This window comes from Microbacterium sp. TNHR37B, from assembly GCF_001620065.1.
Taxonomy (GTDB): domain Bacteria; phylum Actinomycetota; class Actinomycetes; order Actinomycetales; family Microbacteriaceae; genus Microbacterium.
The window spans coordinates 505,368-521,927 of sequence record NZ_LQGV01000003.1 but is presented as its reverse complement, the minus strand read 5'-3'; the positions used below and the strand labels follow the sequence as shown (position 1 = coordinate 521,927).

Here is a 16,560-nt window from a genome sequence, read left to right as displayed (position 1 = left end):
GCGGCGCTCGAGCGGCCTCTGCCGGTCCCCCTCCCGAGAGTCCGCGAGAAAAATCTGCGCCGGATGTATCACGGGAACCGTGACGCCCTCCTCATCCATGAACGACAACGTGACGCCCTGCATGGGGATGCAGTCGTCATCCCCGTGGGGATCAGAGCTCCGTCGTTCATGAAGACCGGGACACCTGGGGGACACCGGATCTTCGGGCCGGCGGGGTCGGGGGGCACCGCCGGCCCCTCGGGGAGTCCGTGGGGGCGGGTTCTCCTCAGGCGGGTGGCCCCGCCGGGCCGGGGGAGGGCCCGGCGGGGCCACGCGTTCGACTCAGCCGCGCGAGGAGTTGGCGGTGCGGCCTCGGACGATCCCGACGAAGACGTCGACGAGCGCAGAGGGCGCCTCGCTCGGCCACGCCAGGGCCACCGTGGAGACGGGTCCCTCGGGGAGGGGCCGGTAGTCCACGTCCTTGCGGTGGTGGAGGCGCGCCAGCGACATCGGCACGATCGTGACGCCGATGCCCGTCGCGACCGTCGCGATGGCGTCTTCGGTGGTCTCGGGCGGCGCGAACGCCGCGGGGACGGCGCCGGGCACCTCGACCTCGATCACGGCATCGCGGGAACGGACGACGACTTCGCCGGCGAGATCGTCGACCGTGAGCTCGTCTGCGGCGGTGAGATGCGAATCGGCGGCGCAGACGACGACGGGCACCTCGTCGTACAGGGCGATGACATGGAGATCGTCGCGGCGCAGCGGCAGTCGCACGAGCGCGGCGTCGAGCTCGCCCGACAGCAGTCGCTCACGCTGGTCGGCGACGTCGAGGGGGATGAGCTCCAGCTCGACTCCCGGCAGGCGGGAGCGCCACGCATCGATCCACTTGCCCGGCGTCGTGCCGGCGACAGCGCCCAAGCGGAACGGGCCGGGAGGAAGCGGCGGGGCGGTCTCGGCAGGTGCCGGAACCCGACGCGCGTCGCGTCCGGGCGCACGCCCCGCGCTCTGCGGGCGGTGGTGCGGGGTTCCCGTCGTGCGACGCGGGCGGCCGCCCCGTCTCGCCGATCCGCCCCCACCCGCCATGCAGCCAGCGTAGTCGCGCTATCTTCGGTGCATGATCCCTCTCATCGCGACGGTCGCTGCGGCGCTGGCCGCCCTGCTCCACGTCTACATCTTCGTCATGGAGAGCATCCAGTGGACCCAGCCGAAAGTGTGGCAGCGCTTCGGAGTGGCCGATCAGGCGGCGGCCGACGTGACGAAGCCGATGGCGTACAACCAGGGCTTCTACAACCTGTTCCTCGCGATCGGGGTCGTGATCGGGCTCGTGCTGTTCTGGACCGGGGGTGCCGACAGCGCCGCCGAGGTCGCCGGTCGCACCCTGACGCTGTTCTCGCTCGGATCGATGCTCGGCGCGGCGCTCGTGCTGACGACCTCGGGCGCGAAGTACCTGCGCCCGGCGCTCATCCAGGGCACGCTGCCGCTGATCGGCTTCGTCCTCTTCTTCCTCGCCTGACGCGAGGACGGCGAGGTCCACCCCGACGCGGTCAGCAGGCTCCCCACTGCCCGCGTCCCTCGGCTTCGGCGGACGCCGCGGCGCGAGAGAGCAGTGCGACGTGGGCGTCATTGCGCCCGACGCGGATCGCGACCGCGTCGCCCGCGGCGACCAGTGCGTGGTTCACGAACACGCCGTCGTCGGTCCAGAGATACAGCAGCGCGCGATCGTAGCGGTCGCGGAGGTCTCGGTCGGCGCTCGCCCACACCGTGCTCCCCTCGGGGAGAAGGGAGCGCAACCGGTCGCGTGCCTCGTCGGCGCCGCATTCGACGGCCGGGGTCCCTTCGGGGGCGTCGATGCCGATCAAGCGCACACGGAGGGCGACGCCGCGCGGGAAGGGGGAATCTCCAGAGATCGGCTCGGCCCGGAGCGTGTCACCGTCGTAGACGTACTCGACCCTGAGCGGGAAGGCGTCGGCCGGCCGGTCCGGTACCGCAAGAGTCGAGGGCGAGGAGCCCGCGTGCGTGCTGACCGGCCCCTCGTCCGGGCCGGTCTGCCCGGCGAACGGACCGGACGCCCACCACAACCACACGAGCCCCACCAGCGCGGCGCTCACCACCACCGCGCCGAGCACGGGACCCACCCGCGCGGCGCTCGGGCGTCGTGTCATGTCCCGAGGCTAGCCGAGCCGATCCGCTCGGCGGCCTTCCGAGGCAGCCCGGTCCGCCGGGTGACGTTCAGGCCGCCAGGTGCAGTCCGCGGCGGTCGGTCGCGACCGCCTCCCCATCGCCGATGGACTGATCGTCGCCGATGAGGGATCCTCCGGCCACGCGTGCGCCCGCTCCGACGAAGGCCCGCACGCCGATCCGGGCGCGCGGTCCGATGGCGGCGCCGGGGCCGATGTGCGCGTGCGGCGCGATCTCCACCTCGGGGCCGATGACGGCGTCCGGTTCGATCCACACGCCCCGCCCGATGTGTGCGCCCGCAGCGACCTGCGCCCCGGGCTCCACGTACGCGCCAGCCTCGACCAGCGCCGTCGGGTGCACCTTGGCCCCGTTCGCGATCAGGCCACGGCCATTGGCGTGCTTGCGGTAACGCAGTGTCTCGCCCCGGTCGTTCTCGATGTCGACGTAGTTCTTGCCCACTTGACCTCCTGACACACACGACAACGTGCGTGCGCCGGGTTTCATTCCCGCGCAAGCATCGGCCGGGGCCGCCAGACGCCGGCTCGCACCGGCGACAATGGAGCAATGACCCCGTCGCCGCCGGAACCGGCCTCCGAACACGCTCCCGACGCGGCTCGCCGCCGGCCGAGCAGGGCGATCCGACGACGGGGCCCTCCCTCGTGTTCGACGCGAAAGCCACCGAGCACGGCGTCGTCGAGGACGTGCTGGGGCTCCTCACGGGGACGTTCATCACCTCCCTGGGGCTCCACCTCCTGCACGCCGCCGGTTCGGTGACCGGCGGCACCGCCGGCCTGTCGCTCCTTCTCGGCTACGCGACGCCGTGGCCGTTCTGGCTCCTGTTCGCGGTCATCAATCTGCCGTTCGCGGTGCTCGCCGTCTGGAAACGGGGATGGGACTTCACCCTCCGCACCATCGCCTCCATCGGCCTCGTCTCCGGCTTCGCCCTCGTCCACCAGCACTTCCTTCCCCTCGCCGGAATCGAGCCGATCTACGGCACGCTGGCGGGGAACCTCCTCGCGGGTGTGGGAGTGCTGATCCTCTTCCGTCATCGATCCAGCGTCGGCGGCGTCCACATCATCGCGCTCCTCCTGCAAGACCGCACCGGCATCCGGGCGGGGTGGACCCTCATGGCCTTCGACGTCGTCGTGATCCTCGCGGCCCTCCTCGTGGTGTCGTGGCAGAGCGTCGTGCTGAGCGCGGCGGGAGCGGTGGTGCTGAACCTGGTGCTCGCCCTGAACCACCGCCCGGGACGCTACCTCGGGCGCTGAGTCTGGGCCTCAGGTCTGACAGCGCGGGCACCAGAAGACGATGCGCTCCGCCGTCGGATCGGCGCCCAGTTCCGTTCCCAGGATGAGCGTGCCGCAGCGCCGGCACGGCTTCCCCTCCCGCCGGTACACCCAGGTCTGGCGACCGGGACGAGAGTCTCCCGTGAAGGTGCGGCCGAGCCGGTCGCGGTTGGCGCGGATCATGCGGGCACCCGTGTCCATGAGGGCCAGCGTGTCCACCTCCGATGCCGGGGTGGTCGGAAGAACGCCGCGAACGAACAGCAGCTCGTTCGCGTACTCGTTGCCGAATCCCGCGACGTGGCGCTGATCGAGGACGGCCACGTGGATGGGACGGTCATCGGAGGCGAGGTTGCGTGCGGCCTCCGCCGCATCCCACTGAGGGCTGAGAGGATCGGGGCCGAGGTGCCCGACGACGCGGTCCTCGTCGACGGTCGGGAGTACCTCCACCATGGCGAGGTCGAAGCCCACGGCGTCCACGGTGTCGGTCCCGACGATCGCCCGTGCCCGGAAAGCCGGGGCACGCCACCGCTCGCCCGCGCGATAGAGGTCCCAATGCCCCTCCATCTTCAGGTGCGAGTGCAGGGTGGCATCGCCGATCCGCAGGAGCAGGTGCTTCCCCCGGGGCACGACCTCGTGGATGCGCTCCCCGGTCAGGTCGGCTGTGGCGCTTCCCGGCACGCGGACATCGAACCGCGTGGCGATCCGCCCGGCGAGGGCGTCGTGCAGACGTCGCGCCGTACGGAAGACGGTGTCACCCTCGGGCACGGCCGGCCCTCCTCGTTCCTCCGCAGGTCATCGTGCCCTGCGCAGGGTGACGCCGCGCGTGGACTCCACGAACCCGGCATCGCGGAGCGCGCGACCGACGGGGGTGCCGTAGACGAACGCGCCGTTCACCTTCTCGATCGTGAGGGTGTCCAGCCGTCGGGCCCGTGCCGTCTCGACGAGACTGCGTGACGCCGCATCCAACACCGGCTCGTCATCGGTGAACGCGAGTGCCGACCGGCCTCCACGTTCCAGGTACAGCACGAGGCGACCATCGACGAGCACGACCAGGCCTCCCGCCTTCCGGCCCGGGCGGTGTCCACCGTCCTGCGCGGGCCACGGCAGCGCGGCTCCGTAGGCGTTGGCCGGGTCGGTGGCGGCCAGGGTGACCGCTTCCAGGGCCGGTGCGTCCTCGTCGGATGCGCCGCCGAACGTGCGCAGACGGTCGACCGTGGCCGAGGTGGCGAACTGCGCCGCGCCCAGCTTCTCGATGAAGTAGCCGCGTCGGCAGTGTCCGGTCTCCTCGAACCCGGCGAGGGTGCGGTAGGCCTGCGCGAAGCCACCCGGCAGTTCCTCGGCCTGCACGGACCCGCGGGTGACGACCCCATAACGCTCCAGGAGCAGGCTCGCGGCCGCCGCCGCCCGCAGCGTCCCGTCGGACTCGGGGGCGGGCAAGAGCGACCAGCGTCCGCCGACGAGGGGCGGGCGGTGCGGCGCGGTGGTCGGGCGGGCGATCGGGGTGCCCCGGAACATGCGGGCGCGCGGGGTCCTCCGCACGGCCCGGTGGGCTTGCGAGCCTCCCGCCAGGAGCATCCGCACGGGTGAGAAGGTGTCGTTGGTCACCTGTGCGCTCCACGCCAGGTTCCACAGCGCCTCCACGACCGACTGCTCGTTCTCGGCTCCGACCAGGGCGACCAGTTGCGAGGCGAAGTAGGCGCCGCCGCCGGCGAGCACCTCGCGCACCCGCTCCTCCAGCGCCGACTCCGGCGAGCGGTCCTGCAAGCGCAGGGTGAAGGCCGCGGTGTCGGCGGGATGGAGCGCGATCCATCCGTCGCGCCCGGGCAGCGAGCCGTGCCCGGACCAGAGCACCTCTCCGGTGGCGGTGAGCTCGTCGAGCATCGCCGGGGCGTAGTCGGTGACCCGCGCGGGCAGGATGAGGGACTCCCACGCGCTGGCCGGCAGCGGCACCCCCGCCAACTGCTCGATCACGGCGAGGACACCGTCGATCCCGTCCAGTCCCCGTCCGACGCCGGAGGATCCGACGTGCTGCCAGGCGGGGAGGAAGCGTGCGAACGCCGTGGGCTCGACCGGTTCGACCGCGCCGCGCAACGCCGCCAGCGACCGCATCCGGAGGCGGCGCAGCACCTCGCTGTCGCACCACTCCAGGTCGTTGTCCGCGGCGCGATCGGCGGCCTGCTCGGGAAGGAAGTAGCCGCTGGAGACCCGCCCCTGCGACTCCAGTCGCTGCAGGGACTGCCGGGCGACGGCTGCACCGATACCGAGCCGCCGCGCCACATCCGAGGTGCGGAAGGGGGCATGGGTGCGGGCGAAGCGTGCGACGAGGTCGGCGAGCGGGTCCACGACCGGCTCCAGGAAGGCCGTGGGGATGCCTACCGGAAGGGCCGCTCCGAGCGCATCGCGCAGCCGTCCGGCGTCTTCGATGGCCGCCACCTGCGGCACTCCCGCGACCGTCACGCGGATCGCGCGCCTCGCCGAGACAAGGGCGTCGAGGTGCGCACCCGCCTGGTCCGTCGAGGCCGCTGTGGTGCTCGCGTCGTCCGCCGCGACGTCGTCCTGGGCAAGCCGCTCGGCCACCTCGTCGGCGTCGAGGGGGCCGAGCAGTCGCAGCAGATCGGCGACGCCTTCGAGACCATGCACCCGCCGGGAGGGATCGAGCCGTTGCACCTCGCGTTCGAACTGCGCGATGATCCCCGGATCGAGCAGCTCGCGCATCTCGACCTTGCCGAGCAGCTCGCCCAGCAGCGCCGGGTCGACCGAGAGCGCGGCGGCGCGACGTTCCGCGAGCGGGGAGTCGCCCTCGTACATGAACGCGCCGACATAGCCGAACAGCAGATCCCGTGCGTAGGGAGAGGGCTGCGACGTGGTGGTCTCGATCAGGCGGATGCGACGGTCGCCGATCGCGCGGGCGATCCGCAGCAGAGCCGGCACGTCGTACACGTCTTGGAGGACTTCGCGGAGGGTCTCGAGGATGATCGGGAAGGTGGGGTGCTTACGGGCGACCTCGAGCAGCTGCGCCGACTTCTGCCGTTGCTGCCACAAGGGGGAGCGCTTCTGCGGGTTCAGTCGCGGCAGCAGCAGCGCCCGGGCCGCGCACTCGCGGAATCGGGAGGCGAACAGCGCCGACCCTCCCACCTCGTCGGTGACGATCTGCTCCAGCTCGACGGGGTCGAACACGAACAGCTCGGCATCCGGAGGCTCGGACTCGGCGTCCGGCACGCGGGCGATGATCCCGTCGTCGCTCGCGACGGCTGAGCCCTCCACGCCCAATCGCTCCCGGATCCGCGCGTTCACCGCCAGCGCCCACGGCGCATGCACGTGCATGCCGTACGGGGAATGCAGGATGATGCGCCAGTCGCCCACCTCGTCACGAGAGCGCTCGACCGTGAGTGTCCTGTCGGTGGGAAGCGTGCCGGTCGCTTCGCGCTGCTCGCTCAGATACGACAGGAGATTGCCGATGGCGTTGTCGTCCAGTCCCGACTCGCGGAGCCGAGCGGTCGCCTTCTCGGGCGGTGCGCTCGAGATCTCCCGGGAGAACGCGCCGAGGGCCTCACCCAGCTCGGCGGGGCGACCGAGGCCGTCGCCGTGCCAGAACGGGAGCTTGCCGGGCTGCCCGAACGCCGGAAGCACATTGACCCGATCGTGGGTGATCTCGACGATCCGCCAACTCGTCGTTCCGAGCGTGAAGACGTCGCCGACGCGGGACTCGTAGACCATCTCCTCGTCGAGCTCGCCGACGCGGGCGTTGCGCGTCTCGCCCGCGACGAACACCCCGAACAGGCCGCGGTCGGGGATCGTGCCACCGCTGGTCACCGCGATGCGCTGGGACCCGGGCCGTCCGGTGAGCACGCCGTGATCTCGATCCCACACCACGCGCGGGCGGAGCTCGGCGAACTCGTCGGAGGGGAAACGGCCTGCGAGGAGATCCAGCGTCGCCTCGTACGCCGAGCGCGGCAGCGAGCGGAACGGCGCCGAACGCTTGACGGTGTCGAACCACTCCTCGACATCGACCTGTCCCGTCGCGCATGCGGCCACGGTCTGCTGCGCGAGGATGTCGAGCGGGTTCTGGGGAACGGCGATCGCCTCGATCTTCCCCGCCAGCATGCGCTCGGTCACCACGGCGGTGTGCAGGACGTCGCCGCGGTGCTTGGGGAACAACGCAGCGCGGCTGACCTCGCCCACCTGGTGTCCCGCGCGCCCGACACGTTGCAGGCCCGAGGCCGCGGACGGGGGCGCCTCGACCTGGATGACCAGGTCGACCGCGCCCATGTCGATCCCGAGTTCGAGACTGCTCGTCGCCACGACGCACCGCAGCGCCCCGGACTTCAGCTCGTCTTCGACTTGCGCACGCTGCTCCTTCGACACCGAGCCGTGATGCGCCTTGGCCAGCACCGGGTCGGCGCCGGCTGAGGAGCCGGCCTGCGCCATCATCGCGGCGGGGACGGCGGCGTCGGGGAGCTCGATCCCGAGCCGCTCGGCGTAGATCTCGTTCAGCCGTCCGGTCAGGCGCTCGGCGAGGCGACGAGAGTTCGCGAAGACGATCGTGGAGCGATGAGCGAGGATGCGGTCGACGATCGCCTCCTCGACGTGTGGCCACACCGACCCTGTCATCTCCGTCGACCCCGCCGCGCCGGCGGGGGAGGCGCCCGGTGCCGCGTCGTACCACGCCGGCCCGGGAGCGCTCGCCTGGGCGTCGTCGCTTCCGGGAGAGTCGTCGGGCGGGTTCGCCGGCTCGCTCCCCGGCGGCGGGGGAGGATGGCGCATGTCGTCCATCGGTACGACGACCGACAGGTCGAACGCCTTGCTCGCTCGGGGAGCCACGATCTCCACCGGCTGGGAGCCGCCGAGGAACCGTGCGACCTCGTCGATGGGACGCACCGTCGCGGAGAGCCCGATGCGCTGTACCGGGGCGGCATCGGGATCGCTGTCGCGCCGCAGGGCGTCGAGGCGTTCCAGGCTGACGGCCAGATGAGCGCCGCGTTTGGTCGCCGCGACGGCGTGCACCTCGTCGACGATCACGGTGTGCACGCCGCGGAGGGTCTGACCGGCCTGGGAGGTCAGCATGAGGTAGAGCGATTCGGGAGTGGTGATGAGGATGTCGGGCGGGTCGGACACGAGCTTTCGCCGATCCGCGGACGCCGTGTCTCCGGAGCGCACGCCGACCGTGATGTCGGGGACCGCGACTCCCAGGCGCCGCGCCGACTGGCCGATTCCCACGAGCGGTGACCGGAGGTTTCTCTCCACATCGACGCCGAGGGCTTTCAGCGGAGAGATGTAGAGCACGCGCGTGCGGGGCGGGCGGGGATCCTTCGCCCGTCCCTTCTCGGCCGGCGGCGGGGAGTCCTGCTTGTCGTGGAAGATCCGGTCGATCGACCACAGGAACGCCGACAGGGTCTTCCCGGAGCCGGTGGGGGCGACCACGAGCGCGTGTGCTCCGGCCGAGATGGTCTGCCATGCGCCGGCCTGGGCGTCGGTGGGCCGGTGGAAGGCGCCACGAAACCAGTCCTGCGTCGCAGGACCGAACCGTTCGAGCACGTCGGCCATCAGTACATCTTCACCCCGTGCGCCGACATCGGCGCCAGGTCTTGCCTCACCGCCTCTCCGTGAGCTGTCCGTCTCGCAGTTCCAGCACGAGATCCGGACCGACCCGGTGCAGGAAGCCGTCGTCGTGGCTGACGACGACCACCGCGCCGCCGTACACCGCGAGGGCGTCGACGAGCTGGTCGACCGTGTCCAGGTCGAGGTTGTTCGTCGGCTCATCGAGCACGAGCAGTTGCGGAGGCGGGTCGGTGAACAGCAGGCGAGCCAGAGCGGCCCGGAACCGTTCGCCACCCGACAACGCCGACACCGGGCGGTGGACGGCATCGCCGCGCAGGAGGAACCGAGCCAGACGGTTGCGCAGCTCCACGTCGCCCATCCCGGGAGTGCGGAGGTTCTCCAGCACGGTTCGGGTGTCGTCGAGGCCGTCGACCCGCTGGGAGAGGTAGCCGATCCGGTCGGTGTGGGCCAGGGCGCGGAGGCTCGCGAATCGGGGATCCGCGCCTCGGTCTCGGTCTCGGTCTCGATCCGCGTGCGCCACCAGTCGTTCCACGAGCGTCGTCTTGCCGGCCCCGTTGGGGCCGATGAGGGCAACGCGCTCGGGACCCTGCACGACCCATTCGCGGTAGGCGTCGCCGAGTGTCGCGATGCGTCTGCCCGTCGCCACGCCGGGGTCGGGGAGATCGATGTGGACCGACTCGTCGTCGCGGACGCGGCGTTCGGCCGCGTCGAGACTCGCCCGGGCGGACGCCACCTTCTCCGCGGCGTCCGTGCGCAGCTTTCCGGCCGTGACTTGGGCGGCGCGCTTGCGATTCCCGGCCACGATTCCCGGCACACGCTTCTCGACCTGGGCCTTGTGCCCGGCCGCCTGCCGATGGGCGATCTTCGTCTCGGTCTGGAGGCGGTCGCGCTTCTCGCGGCGGACCACCTGACGCGCCGCGGTCTCGGCCTGACGTGCCGCGGCCTGTTCGGCCTCGAGTGCCTCCCGCCATGCGGTGTACCCGCCGCCGAACACCGACAGCCCGCCGCGGTAGAGCTCGGCGGTGTCGTCCATGAGATCCAGTAGCCGGGTGTCGTGGCTCACGACGATGAGCGTCCCGCGCCACGAGCGGACCAGATCGTAGACACGAGCACGCGCATCGCGGTCGAGGTTGTTTGTCGGTTCATCCAGCAGCGCGATGGGTGCGCCCCGCAGGCGCACGCCGACGAGCGCCGCCAGCACGGCCTCGCCGCCGGAGAGGGTTCCCACCCGGCGGTCGAGTGCGCCGGCGGGGAGCCCGGCTTCGGCGAGCGCGGCCTCGGCGCGGGCTTCGACGTCCCAGTCGTCGCCGACGGCGTCGAAGTGTGCGGGGTCGACGTCGCCGGAGGTGATGGCCCGCACGGCGCGGACGGCGTCGCCGACGCCGAGCAGGTCCGCGACCGGGCGGTCGACGTCGAGCGTCAGCTGCTGCGGCAGCCGGTCCACGGCCCCCGCGACGAGGATCTGGCCGGCCGACGGCGCGCGTTCGCCCGCGATGAGGGAGAGGAGCGTCGACTTCCCGGCGCCGTTGCGGCCGACCAGGCCGGTGCGCCCGGTGTCGAAGGCGCCGCTGACGCCGTCGAGGGCGACGGTGCCGTCGGGCCAGGTGAAAGAGATGCGGTCGAGGGTGACCGCGGTGGAGTTCGCAGGCATGAGTGCCTCCCAGGTGTCGGTGGCCCCGATCGCGGATCGGGGGTGCGCGGACGCCACGGACACCGGAGCGCGCTCGACGGCCGAGGCCGGAGGAGGCGGGAGGGAGTCGACGTCAGCGCGGGATGGGAGCGCAGACGTCGCAGCGAGTCCGGTCCGGGATGGAAGAACGGAGGGCGACGGCTAGCGCGGGATCACAGCGCGGCGTCGAAACCCTTCAACGGTCTTCCTCACACTTGGGACGGGGGACCCCTCGACTATACCCGAGGCCGTCGCCGCCTCACGGGTCCCGGCGCTTGTCGAGGAAGACGCGGACATCGTCGAGCTCCTGGGCGGACACGCTGTGCGCCAATCCCTCGTAGACGCGTCCGCTGAGGTCGACGTGGTCGGGGAGCCACTGCACCGTGTGGGCGACGCGGTCGGCGGGAATGACCTCATCGCGGGAGCCGCGTCCCCAGAACACCGGGGGTCGGCGCGTCGCCAGCTCGGCGTCGCCGGGGAGGGGAGCCGCGTCGACGTAGCCGGCGAGGGCCACCGCGAACGCGAATGCCTGCGGGCGCAGGCGCAACGCCTGCAGAGCCACGACGGCTCCCTGCGAGAAGCCGAGCAACCCGACGGTCGGGGCTTCGACGGCGTCGTCGAGCCACTCCAGGAAGGCCTCGGCGGCGGCGGTCGTGCCCTCCGGGTCGCGGCCGTGCAGTCCCTCGATCGGGAACCAGGACCATCCGGGCGTCGGGAACGGAGGCGCCAGGGGAGCGCGCACGGCGGCCACGACGTACTCCGGCGGCAGGTGCGGGACGAGGGCGAACAGATCGCGCTCCTCGGAGCCGTAGCCGTGCAGCAGCACGAGGACGGGCCGGCCCTCGCGCTCCGACGGCGGGGCGCTCCACAGCACCGCGTCGGCATCCAGCCGGGGGATCGGACTCATGCCGACCATTCTCTCCGACCCCGCCGACGCGGAGGAGGTATACATGGAGGCATGGCCGTCCGCACTCCCGACCCCGACCCGAGCGACCGCGACGACGAGACCCCGCGCGACCCGCTGCGCGGCTTCGGTCGCGACGGGCAGGCCGGATCCTTCGGCTCGCCTGCGCCCGGCTCCGCGGCCAATCCCGGCTGGTTGAGCGACATCGAGCTGGCCGAAGCCCGACGGCGACTCCCGATCCTCTATGTCGAGGCGGTTCCGGTCCGCACCGACGGCACCGGGGCGGTGACCGAGGTCGGGATCCTGTTGCGCGCGACACCGCTCGGCGAGATCACCCGCACGATCGTCTCCGGGCGGGTGCGCTATGGCGAGACGGTGCGCGACGCCCTCTTCCGTCATCTGGAGAACGACCTGGGCCCCATGGCGTTCCCCCTGCTCCCGCCGCAGCCGGTGCCGTTCACCGTGGCGGAGTACTTCCCTCTCCCCGGAATCAGCGCGTACCACGACGATCGTCAGCACGCGGTGTCCCTCGCCTTCGTCGTGCCGGTCACGGGCACCTGCGAGCCTCGACAGGATGCGCTCGAGGTGACCTGGATGTCACCGCAGGAAGCGGCGTCCGACAACCTCGCCGCCGAGATGGAGGGCGGCCGGGGCACGCTGGTCCGCCACGCCCTCGCGTCGGTCGGGGCGTTGCGCTGACCATGCCGCGCAGCGCCCTCCTCGTCGACTTCGCTCTTGCTCTCCCGGTCGCCCTGGCCGTCTCGTTCCTCATCGCCTGGGCGTTGCGGGCGCTCTTCGGCCGCCGTCTCTCGCTGCCGTTGTCCGTCATGACGATCGTCTCGGTGCTGGGTCTGAGCGCTGGCCTGTTCGTCTCGGGCTGGCTGTTCGCGGGGCTTCGCATCTGGATGCCGATGACGCTTCTCATCGCCGCGGGGTGCAGCCTCGGTCTGTCGCTCCTCGTCGCCGGCGTCGCCGTCCTGCTGCGGCGTGACGGCTCCGGAGTCGACATCGCCGCGCTCCTGCATGCGGGCGAGTCCGAACGCGTGGAGTTCAAGGAGACGGCCCGCTGGAACGTGCGGGAGGACAAGAAAGACGCCCGCATGGAGGCCGTCGTCGCCAAGACGGTGGCGGCGTTCCTGAACAGCCGCGGCGGCACCCTGGTCATCGGCGCCGACGATGAGGGGCGGCCCGTCGGCCTCGACCGCGACTTCGCGACCCTGCGCACTCCCGACGCGGACCGGTTCGAGCTCTGGCTGCGCGACCTCCTCGCCACGACGCTCGGCAAGAACGCGGCGGCGTTGCCTCGGATCCGCTTCGCCGAGGTCGAGGGGGCGACGGTGTGCGCCGTGCGGTGCCCGCGCGCACCCGAGCCGGTTTTTCTGACGCAGGGCGGGAGCACCGAGTTGTGGGTGAGAGTGGGCAACTCCACCCGCGCCTTCGGCGTCGACGAGGCGCTCGCGTACGTGTCGCAGCATTGGCGGCCGACGCTGGCCACGTTCCTCCTGGGTCGCCGGTGACAAGGCCCGCGTCCCGCTCGACTCGAACGTCCCTCCCGGCTCGAACGTCCCTCTAGGCTCGAACGCATGGAGCCCCTGGAGCCGTTCGTCTTCCCCACCGACCTCGAGGGCTGGCTGACTGCCGCGGAAGGGAACGCCGACGGGGCGATCGCCCTCGTCCGCGAGTTCGACGCCCGCCTCCCCACCGCGGCGACCCCGGAAGCCGCGCTCGACCTCTGGAACAACGCCGACCTCGCGCTGACCGGCGCGATGAACGAGGCGTACCTTCTCAGTGAAGCCCACCCCGACGCCGCCGTGCGCGCGGCGGCCGAGGCGGCGGTCCAGAAGCTCGACGCCGTCGCGTCCGCTCGCGTGCGCGATGCCTCCCTCTTCGATGCGCTCCGCGCCCACGAGGGCGCCGCTCTCGACGACGAGTCGGCGCGCTTTCTCGCTCACGTCCTGCGGGATTTCCGCCGGGGTGGAGTCGACCTCCCGGCCGAGGAACGCGAGCGCGTGCGCGAACTCACCGATCGCGACACGGCGCTGAGCCTCGCATTCTCGCGGAACATCCGCGAGGGCCGGCGTGAGGTCCGGGTGCCCGCGGAAGACCTCGTCGGCCTCCCGCAGGACTTCCTCGATGCCCGCCCCGCCGATGACGAGGGCTTCGTCACCCTGACGACCGACTACACCGATCTCATGCCGGTGCGAGAGTACGCCCGGGTGCGCGCCACACGCGTGGCGCTGGTGTCGGCCTACAACGATCTCGCCTGGCCCGAGAATGACGAGATCCTCTCCGAACTGCTCGCCGTGCGAGCCGAGCGCGCGCGCCTCCTCGGGTACGCGACGTGGGCGGATTACGAGACCGAGCCGCGCATGATCGGTTCCGCTGCCGCCGTGCGGACCTTCCTCGACCGGCTCGACGAGGCCTCGGCCGCCGCGGCGGCCGCCGAGTACCCGCTCCTTCTCGATCGCCTCCGTCGCGACGATCCGGACGCGGAAGAGGTCACCGTCGCCGACCTGTTCTACCTCCTGAGCCAGCTGCGGCAGGAGCGTCACGACGTGGATGCGCAGCTCGTCCGGTCCTACTTCTCCTTCTCCCGTGTGCTCCCCGGTGTGCTGGAGACGGCCTCGAGACTCCTCGACCTCCGTTTCGTCCCGGTCGAGATCGGTGCGTGGCACGAGGACGTCCTGACCTACGACGTGTTGCGGAAGGACGACCGGCTGGGGCGCGTGCACCTCGACCTCCACCCCCGCGAGGGCAAATACAGTCACGCCGCCTGTTTCGGGCTGGTCCCGGGCGTCGCCGGACGGGTGCTTCCGGAGGCGGTGCTCCTGTGCAACTTCTCCCGAGGGCTCATGACGCACGACGAAGTGGTCACCTTCTTCCACGAGTTCGGGCACCTCGTCCACGACATCCTGGGCGGTCGGCAGCGCTTCGTGCGGTTCAGTGGCGTGGCGACCGAGTGGGATTTCGTGGAAGCGCCCAGCCAGCTGCTGGAGGACTGGGCGTGGGACCCCTCGGTCCTGGCCACCTTCACCGCCGGTGCCGACGAGGAGCCGATCCCCGCCGACCTCGTCGAGCGCATGCAGGTGGCCGACGGGTTCGGCCGCGCCCTCGAGGTGCGTCGCCAGCTCGGTCACGCAGAGGTGTCGTATCGGCTGCACGTCGAGACGCCCGCCGACATCGCCGCCGCGACCGAACGCTGGTACCGCGAGACCTCTCCCGTGCGTCCCCTTCCCGGTGGTCATTCCTACGCCGGCTTCGGTCACCTCACCGGCTATGGGTCGTGCTACTACACGTATCAGTGGAGCCTCGTCATCGCGCGCGACCTGCGCGCGGCCTTCGGCGACGACCTCATGAATCCCGCGGTGGCCGAGCGCTATCGCCGCGAGATCCTGGAGCCGGGGGGAAGCCGCGACGGGGCCGACCTCGTGGAGCGCTTCTTGGGGCGCCCCTACACGTTCGACGCGTATCGGCAGTGGTTGAGCGGAAACTGAACGACTCGCCCCAGCGGCCGGACTGCGCGGAGCGGTAACCTTCGGAGTGCCGGTACTGCCGATGCCGACTCGACCGCCTCTCGTCCCGTGGAGTCCCCCATGCCCGATCAGCACCTGCCCGCCCCGTCCGATGAGTCGTCGCCCTTCGACGACCTGCTGCGTGGGCAGGAGGGGGCCGCGGAATCGCACTTCACGACGGCGTTCCGCGGCTACGACAAGGGCGAGGTCGATGCCGCGCTCTCCGAGCTCACCACCCGGCTGCGGATCCAGGGCGAGGAGCTGGCCCAGCTGAAGGACCGGCACCGTCGGGCGATCGACTCCGCGCAGGCGCAGAGCAGCAGACGCGTCGAGGAGCTCGAAGCGGAACTCGCCGTCGCCAACGCGCAAGCGGCCAACGCGGAGGAGCAGGTGCAGACCCTCACCGAAGAGCTCCTCGGCGCCTCTGGGGAATCCGCGAACCGGCGCCGTTTCGAGGAGGTGCTCCACGTCGCGGAGGAGCAGGCGAGCCTCCTCATCAAGAACGCGAGCATCCAGGCCGACCGGCTCCTCGAGGCCGCGCACGCCGAGATCCAGACCCGCCGTCAGGAGGCCCAGGCCGACGCCGACGCGATCGTGGCGCGCGCCGAGCACGACGCGCAGCAGGTGCGTCTGGCGACCGAGACGGAACGGACGGCTCACGAGGCGCAGCTGGAGCGCGAACGCGCCCATGCCGCCGAGAAGGTCTCGCAGGCCGAGCAGGAGGCCGCTGCCATCCGCACCGAGTCGGAGAAGGGCGCGGCGGCCCTGCGGTCGCTCGTGGCCCGCGAGACTGAGCAGGCACGCGCGGAGGCCGAGGAGGCGGTGCGCGAGCTCCGCATGCGCGCGCTGGAGTTCGAGGAGTCCCTCACCCGCCGGCAGGACGACGCCCAGCAGGAGTTCCTCATGCTCCACAATCAGGCCGTCGCTCACGCGGAGCGCATCACCAAGGACGCGAACGAGCAGGTCGCTTCGTCGCTGGAGCATGCGCAGCGCATCACGGCGAAGGCCGACGACTTCGACCGTCTCATGCGCGCCCAGGCGCAGCAGATCGAGGCGGATGCCCACCTCAAGGCCCGGGAGCAGCTCGACCGCGCGCGCGTGCGCGCGCAGCAGATCATCGACACGGTCACGGCGCACTCCGAATCGGTCCTGCGCGACGCCGAGGACCGCACCCGCCAGTTGCGGTGGCAGCAGCACCAGCTCACGAGCTTCATGTCCGAGGTCCGCGAGCTGATGCGCGGCGAGGCGGCCGGTGGCGCCGAGACGGCGAAAGCGTCCGACGCGGATGAGTCTGCGACGCTCGACGAGGACGCGTCGAGCGTCACCGAGGCCGCGCCGGGGTTCGGGCCCGCGGACGTCGAGCCCGACCTCGACGACGTGGCTGAGCCGGACGCTGTCGCGGAGACTGAAGATGAGCCGGAGGCGGAGGCGGAGGCGGAGGCGGCGGCCGAGCGGAGCGACGCTCGCTAG

13 protein-coding genes and 1 pseudogene are annotated in these 16,560 nt (G+C 71.7%); 6 read left to right on the top strand and 8 right to left on the bottom strand.

Going from position 1 to position 16,560, the window contains the following annotated elements:
• Positions 1 to 321 precede the first annotated feature (321 nt).
• Positions 322 to 1,065: a LysR family substrate-binding domain-containing protein gene (locus AVP41_RS10680; protein ID WP_067164157.1), complete on the bottom strand. Its 744-nt coding sequence runs from the start codon at positions 1,063 to 1,065 to the stop codon at positions 322 to 324.
• Positions 1,066 to 1,096: 31 nt separating this feature from the next.
• On the opposite strand from AVP41_RS10680, the gene AVP41_RS10675 reads away from it, so the two are divergent.
• Positions 1,097 to 1,495 (top strand): DUF1304 domain-containing protein, encoded by a 399-nt coding sequence (locus AVP41_RS10675; RefSeq protein ID WP_197464314.1) that lies wholly within the window; start codon positions 1,097 to 1,099, stop codon positions 1,493 to 1,495.
• Positions 1,496 to 1,526: 31 nt separating this feature from the next.
• Here the strand turns inward: AVP41_RS10675 and AVP41_RS10670 are convergent, their stop codons facing one another.
• A complete protein-coding gene (locus AVP41_RS10670; protein WP_067164155.1) occupies positions 1,527 to 2,144 on the bottom strand; it encodes a thermonuclease family protein in 618 nt (205 codons plus the stop codon).
• A 67-nt stretch (positions 2,145 to 2,211) separates the two neighbouring features.
• Positions 2,212 to 2,619, bottom strand: coding sequence for a transferase (locus tag AVP41_RS10665; RefSeq protein WP_067164153.1), 408 nt, complete (start codon positions 2,617 to 2,619; stop codon positions 2,212 to 2,214).
• A 200-nt stretch (positions 2,620 to 2,819) separates the two neighbouring features.
• On the opposite strand from AVP41_RS10665, the gene AVP41_RS10660 reads away from it, so the two are divergent.
• Positions 2,820 to 3,428 (top strand): YitT family protein, encoded by a 609-nt coding sequence (locus tag AVP41_RS10660; protein ID WP_067164151.1) that lies wholly within the window; start codon positions 2,820 to 2,822, stop codon positions 3,426 to 3,428.
• 9 nt (positions 3,429 to 3,437) lie between these two features.
• On the opposite strand, the gene AVP41_RS10655 is transcribed toward AVP41_RS10660, so the two are convergent.
• From AVP41_RS10655 to AVP41_RS10640, 5 genes and pseudogenes are all read right to left on the bottom strand, one after another.
• The gene (locus AVP41_RS10655) at positions 3,438 to 4,211 is read right to left on the bottom strand and encodes a DNA-formamidopyrimidine glycosylase family protein (protein WP_067164149.1); all 774 of its coding nucleotides are present in this window, start codon (positions 4,209 to 4,211) and stop codon (positions 3,438 to 3,440) included.
• 27 nt (positions 4,212 to 4,238) lie between these two features.
• The gene (locus AVP41_RS10650; RefSeq protein WP_067164147.1) at positions 4,239 to 8,990 is read right to left on the bottom strand and encodes an Lhr family ATP-dependent helicase; all 4,752 of its coding nucleotides are present in this window, start codon (positions 8,988 to 8,990) and stop codon (positions 4,239 to 4,241) included.
• Between the two features lie 46 nt (positions 8,991 to 9,036).
• Positions 9,037 to 10,038, bottom strand: a complete 1,002-nt coding sequence (locus tag AVP41_RS17130; RefSeq protein WP_442922796.1) for an ATP-binding cassette domain-containing protein — start codon at positions 10,036 to 10,038, stop codon at positions 9,037 to 9,039.
• Between the two features lie 111 nt (positions 10,039 to 10,149).
• Positions 10,150 to 10,551: pseudogene (locus AVP41_RS17125) on the bottom strand (ATP-binding cassette domain-containing protein); the annotation flags it as partial.
• Positions 10,552 to 10,933: 382 nt separating this feature from the next.
• Complete coding sequence (locus AVP41_RS10640; protein ID WP_067165819.1) at positions 10,934 to 11,581, bottom strand: alpha/beta hydrolase; 648 nt, start codon at positions 11,579 to 11,581, stop codon at positions 10,934 to 10,936.
• Positions 11,582 to 11,632: 51 nt separating this feature from the next.
• Here AVP41_RS10640 and AVP41_RS10635 point away from each other — a divergent pair, with 51 nt between their 5' ends.
• From AVP41_RS10635 to AVP41_RS10620, 4 genes are all read left to right on the top strand, one after another.
• Entirely contained in the window at positions 11,633 to 12,277 is a 645-nt protein-coding gene (locus tag AVP41_RS10635) for an NUDIX hydrolase family protein (protein WP_067164145.1), read from the top strand.
• 2 nt (positions 12,278 to 12,279) lie between these two features.
• Positions 12,280 to 13,095, top strand: coding sequence for an AlbA family DNA-binding domain-containing protein (locus AVP41_RS10630; protein WP_067164143.1), 816 nt, complete (start codon positions 12,280 to 12,282; stop codon positions 13,093 to 13,095).
• A gap of 66 nt (positions 13,096 to 13,161) precedes the next feature.
• A complete protein-coding gene (locus tag AVP41_RS10625) occupies positions 13,162 to 15,072 on the top strand; it encodes a M3 family metallopeptidase (RefSeq protein WP_067164141.1) in 1,911 nt (636 codons plus the stop codon).
• Positions 15,073 to 15,171: 99 nt separating this feature from the next.
• Positions 15,172 to 16,560 (top strand): DivIVA domain-containing protein, encoded by a 1,389-nt coding sequence (locus tag AVP41_RS10620; protein WP_197464313.1) that lies wholly within the window; start codon positions 15,172 to 15,174, stop codon positions 16,558 to 16,560.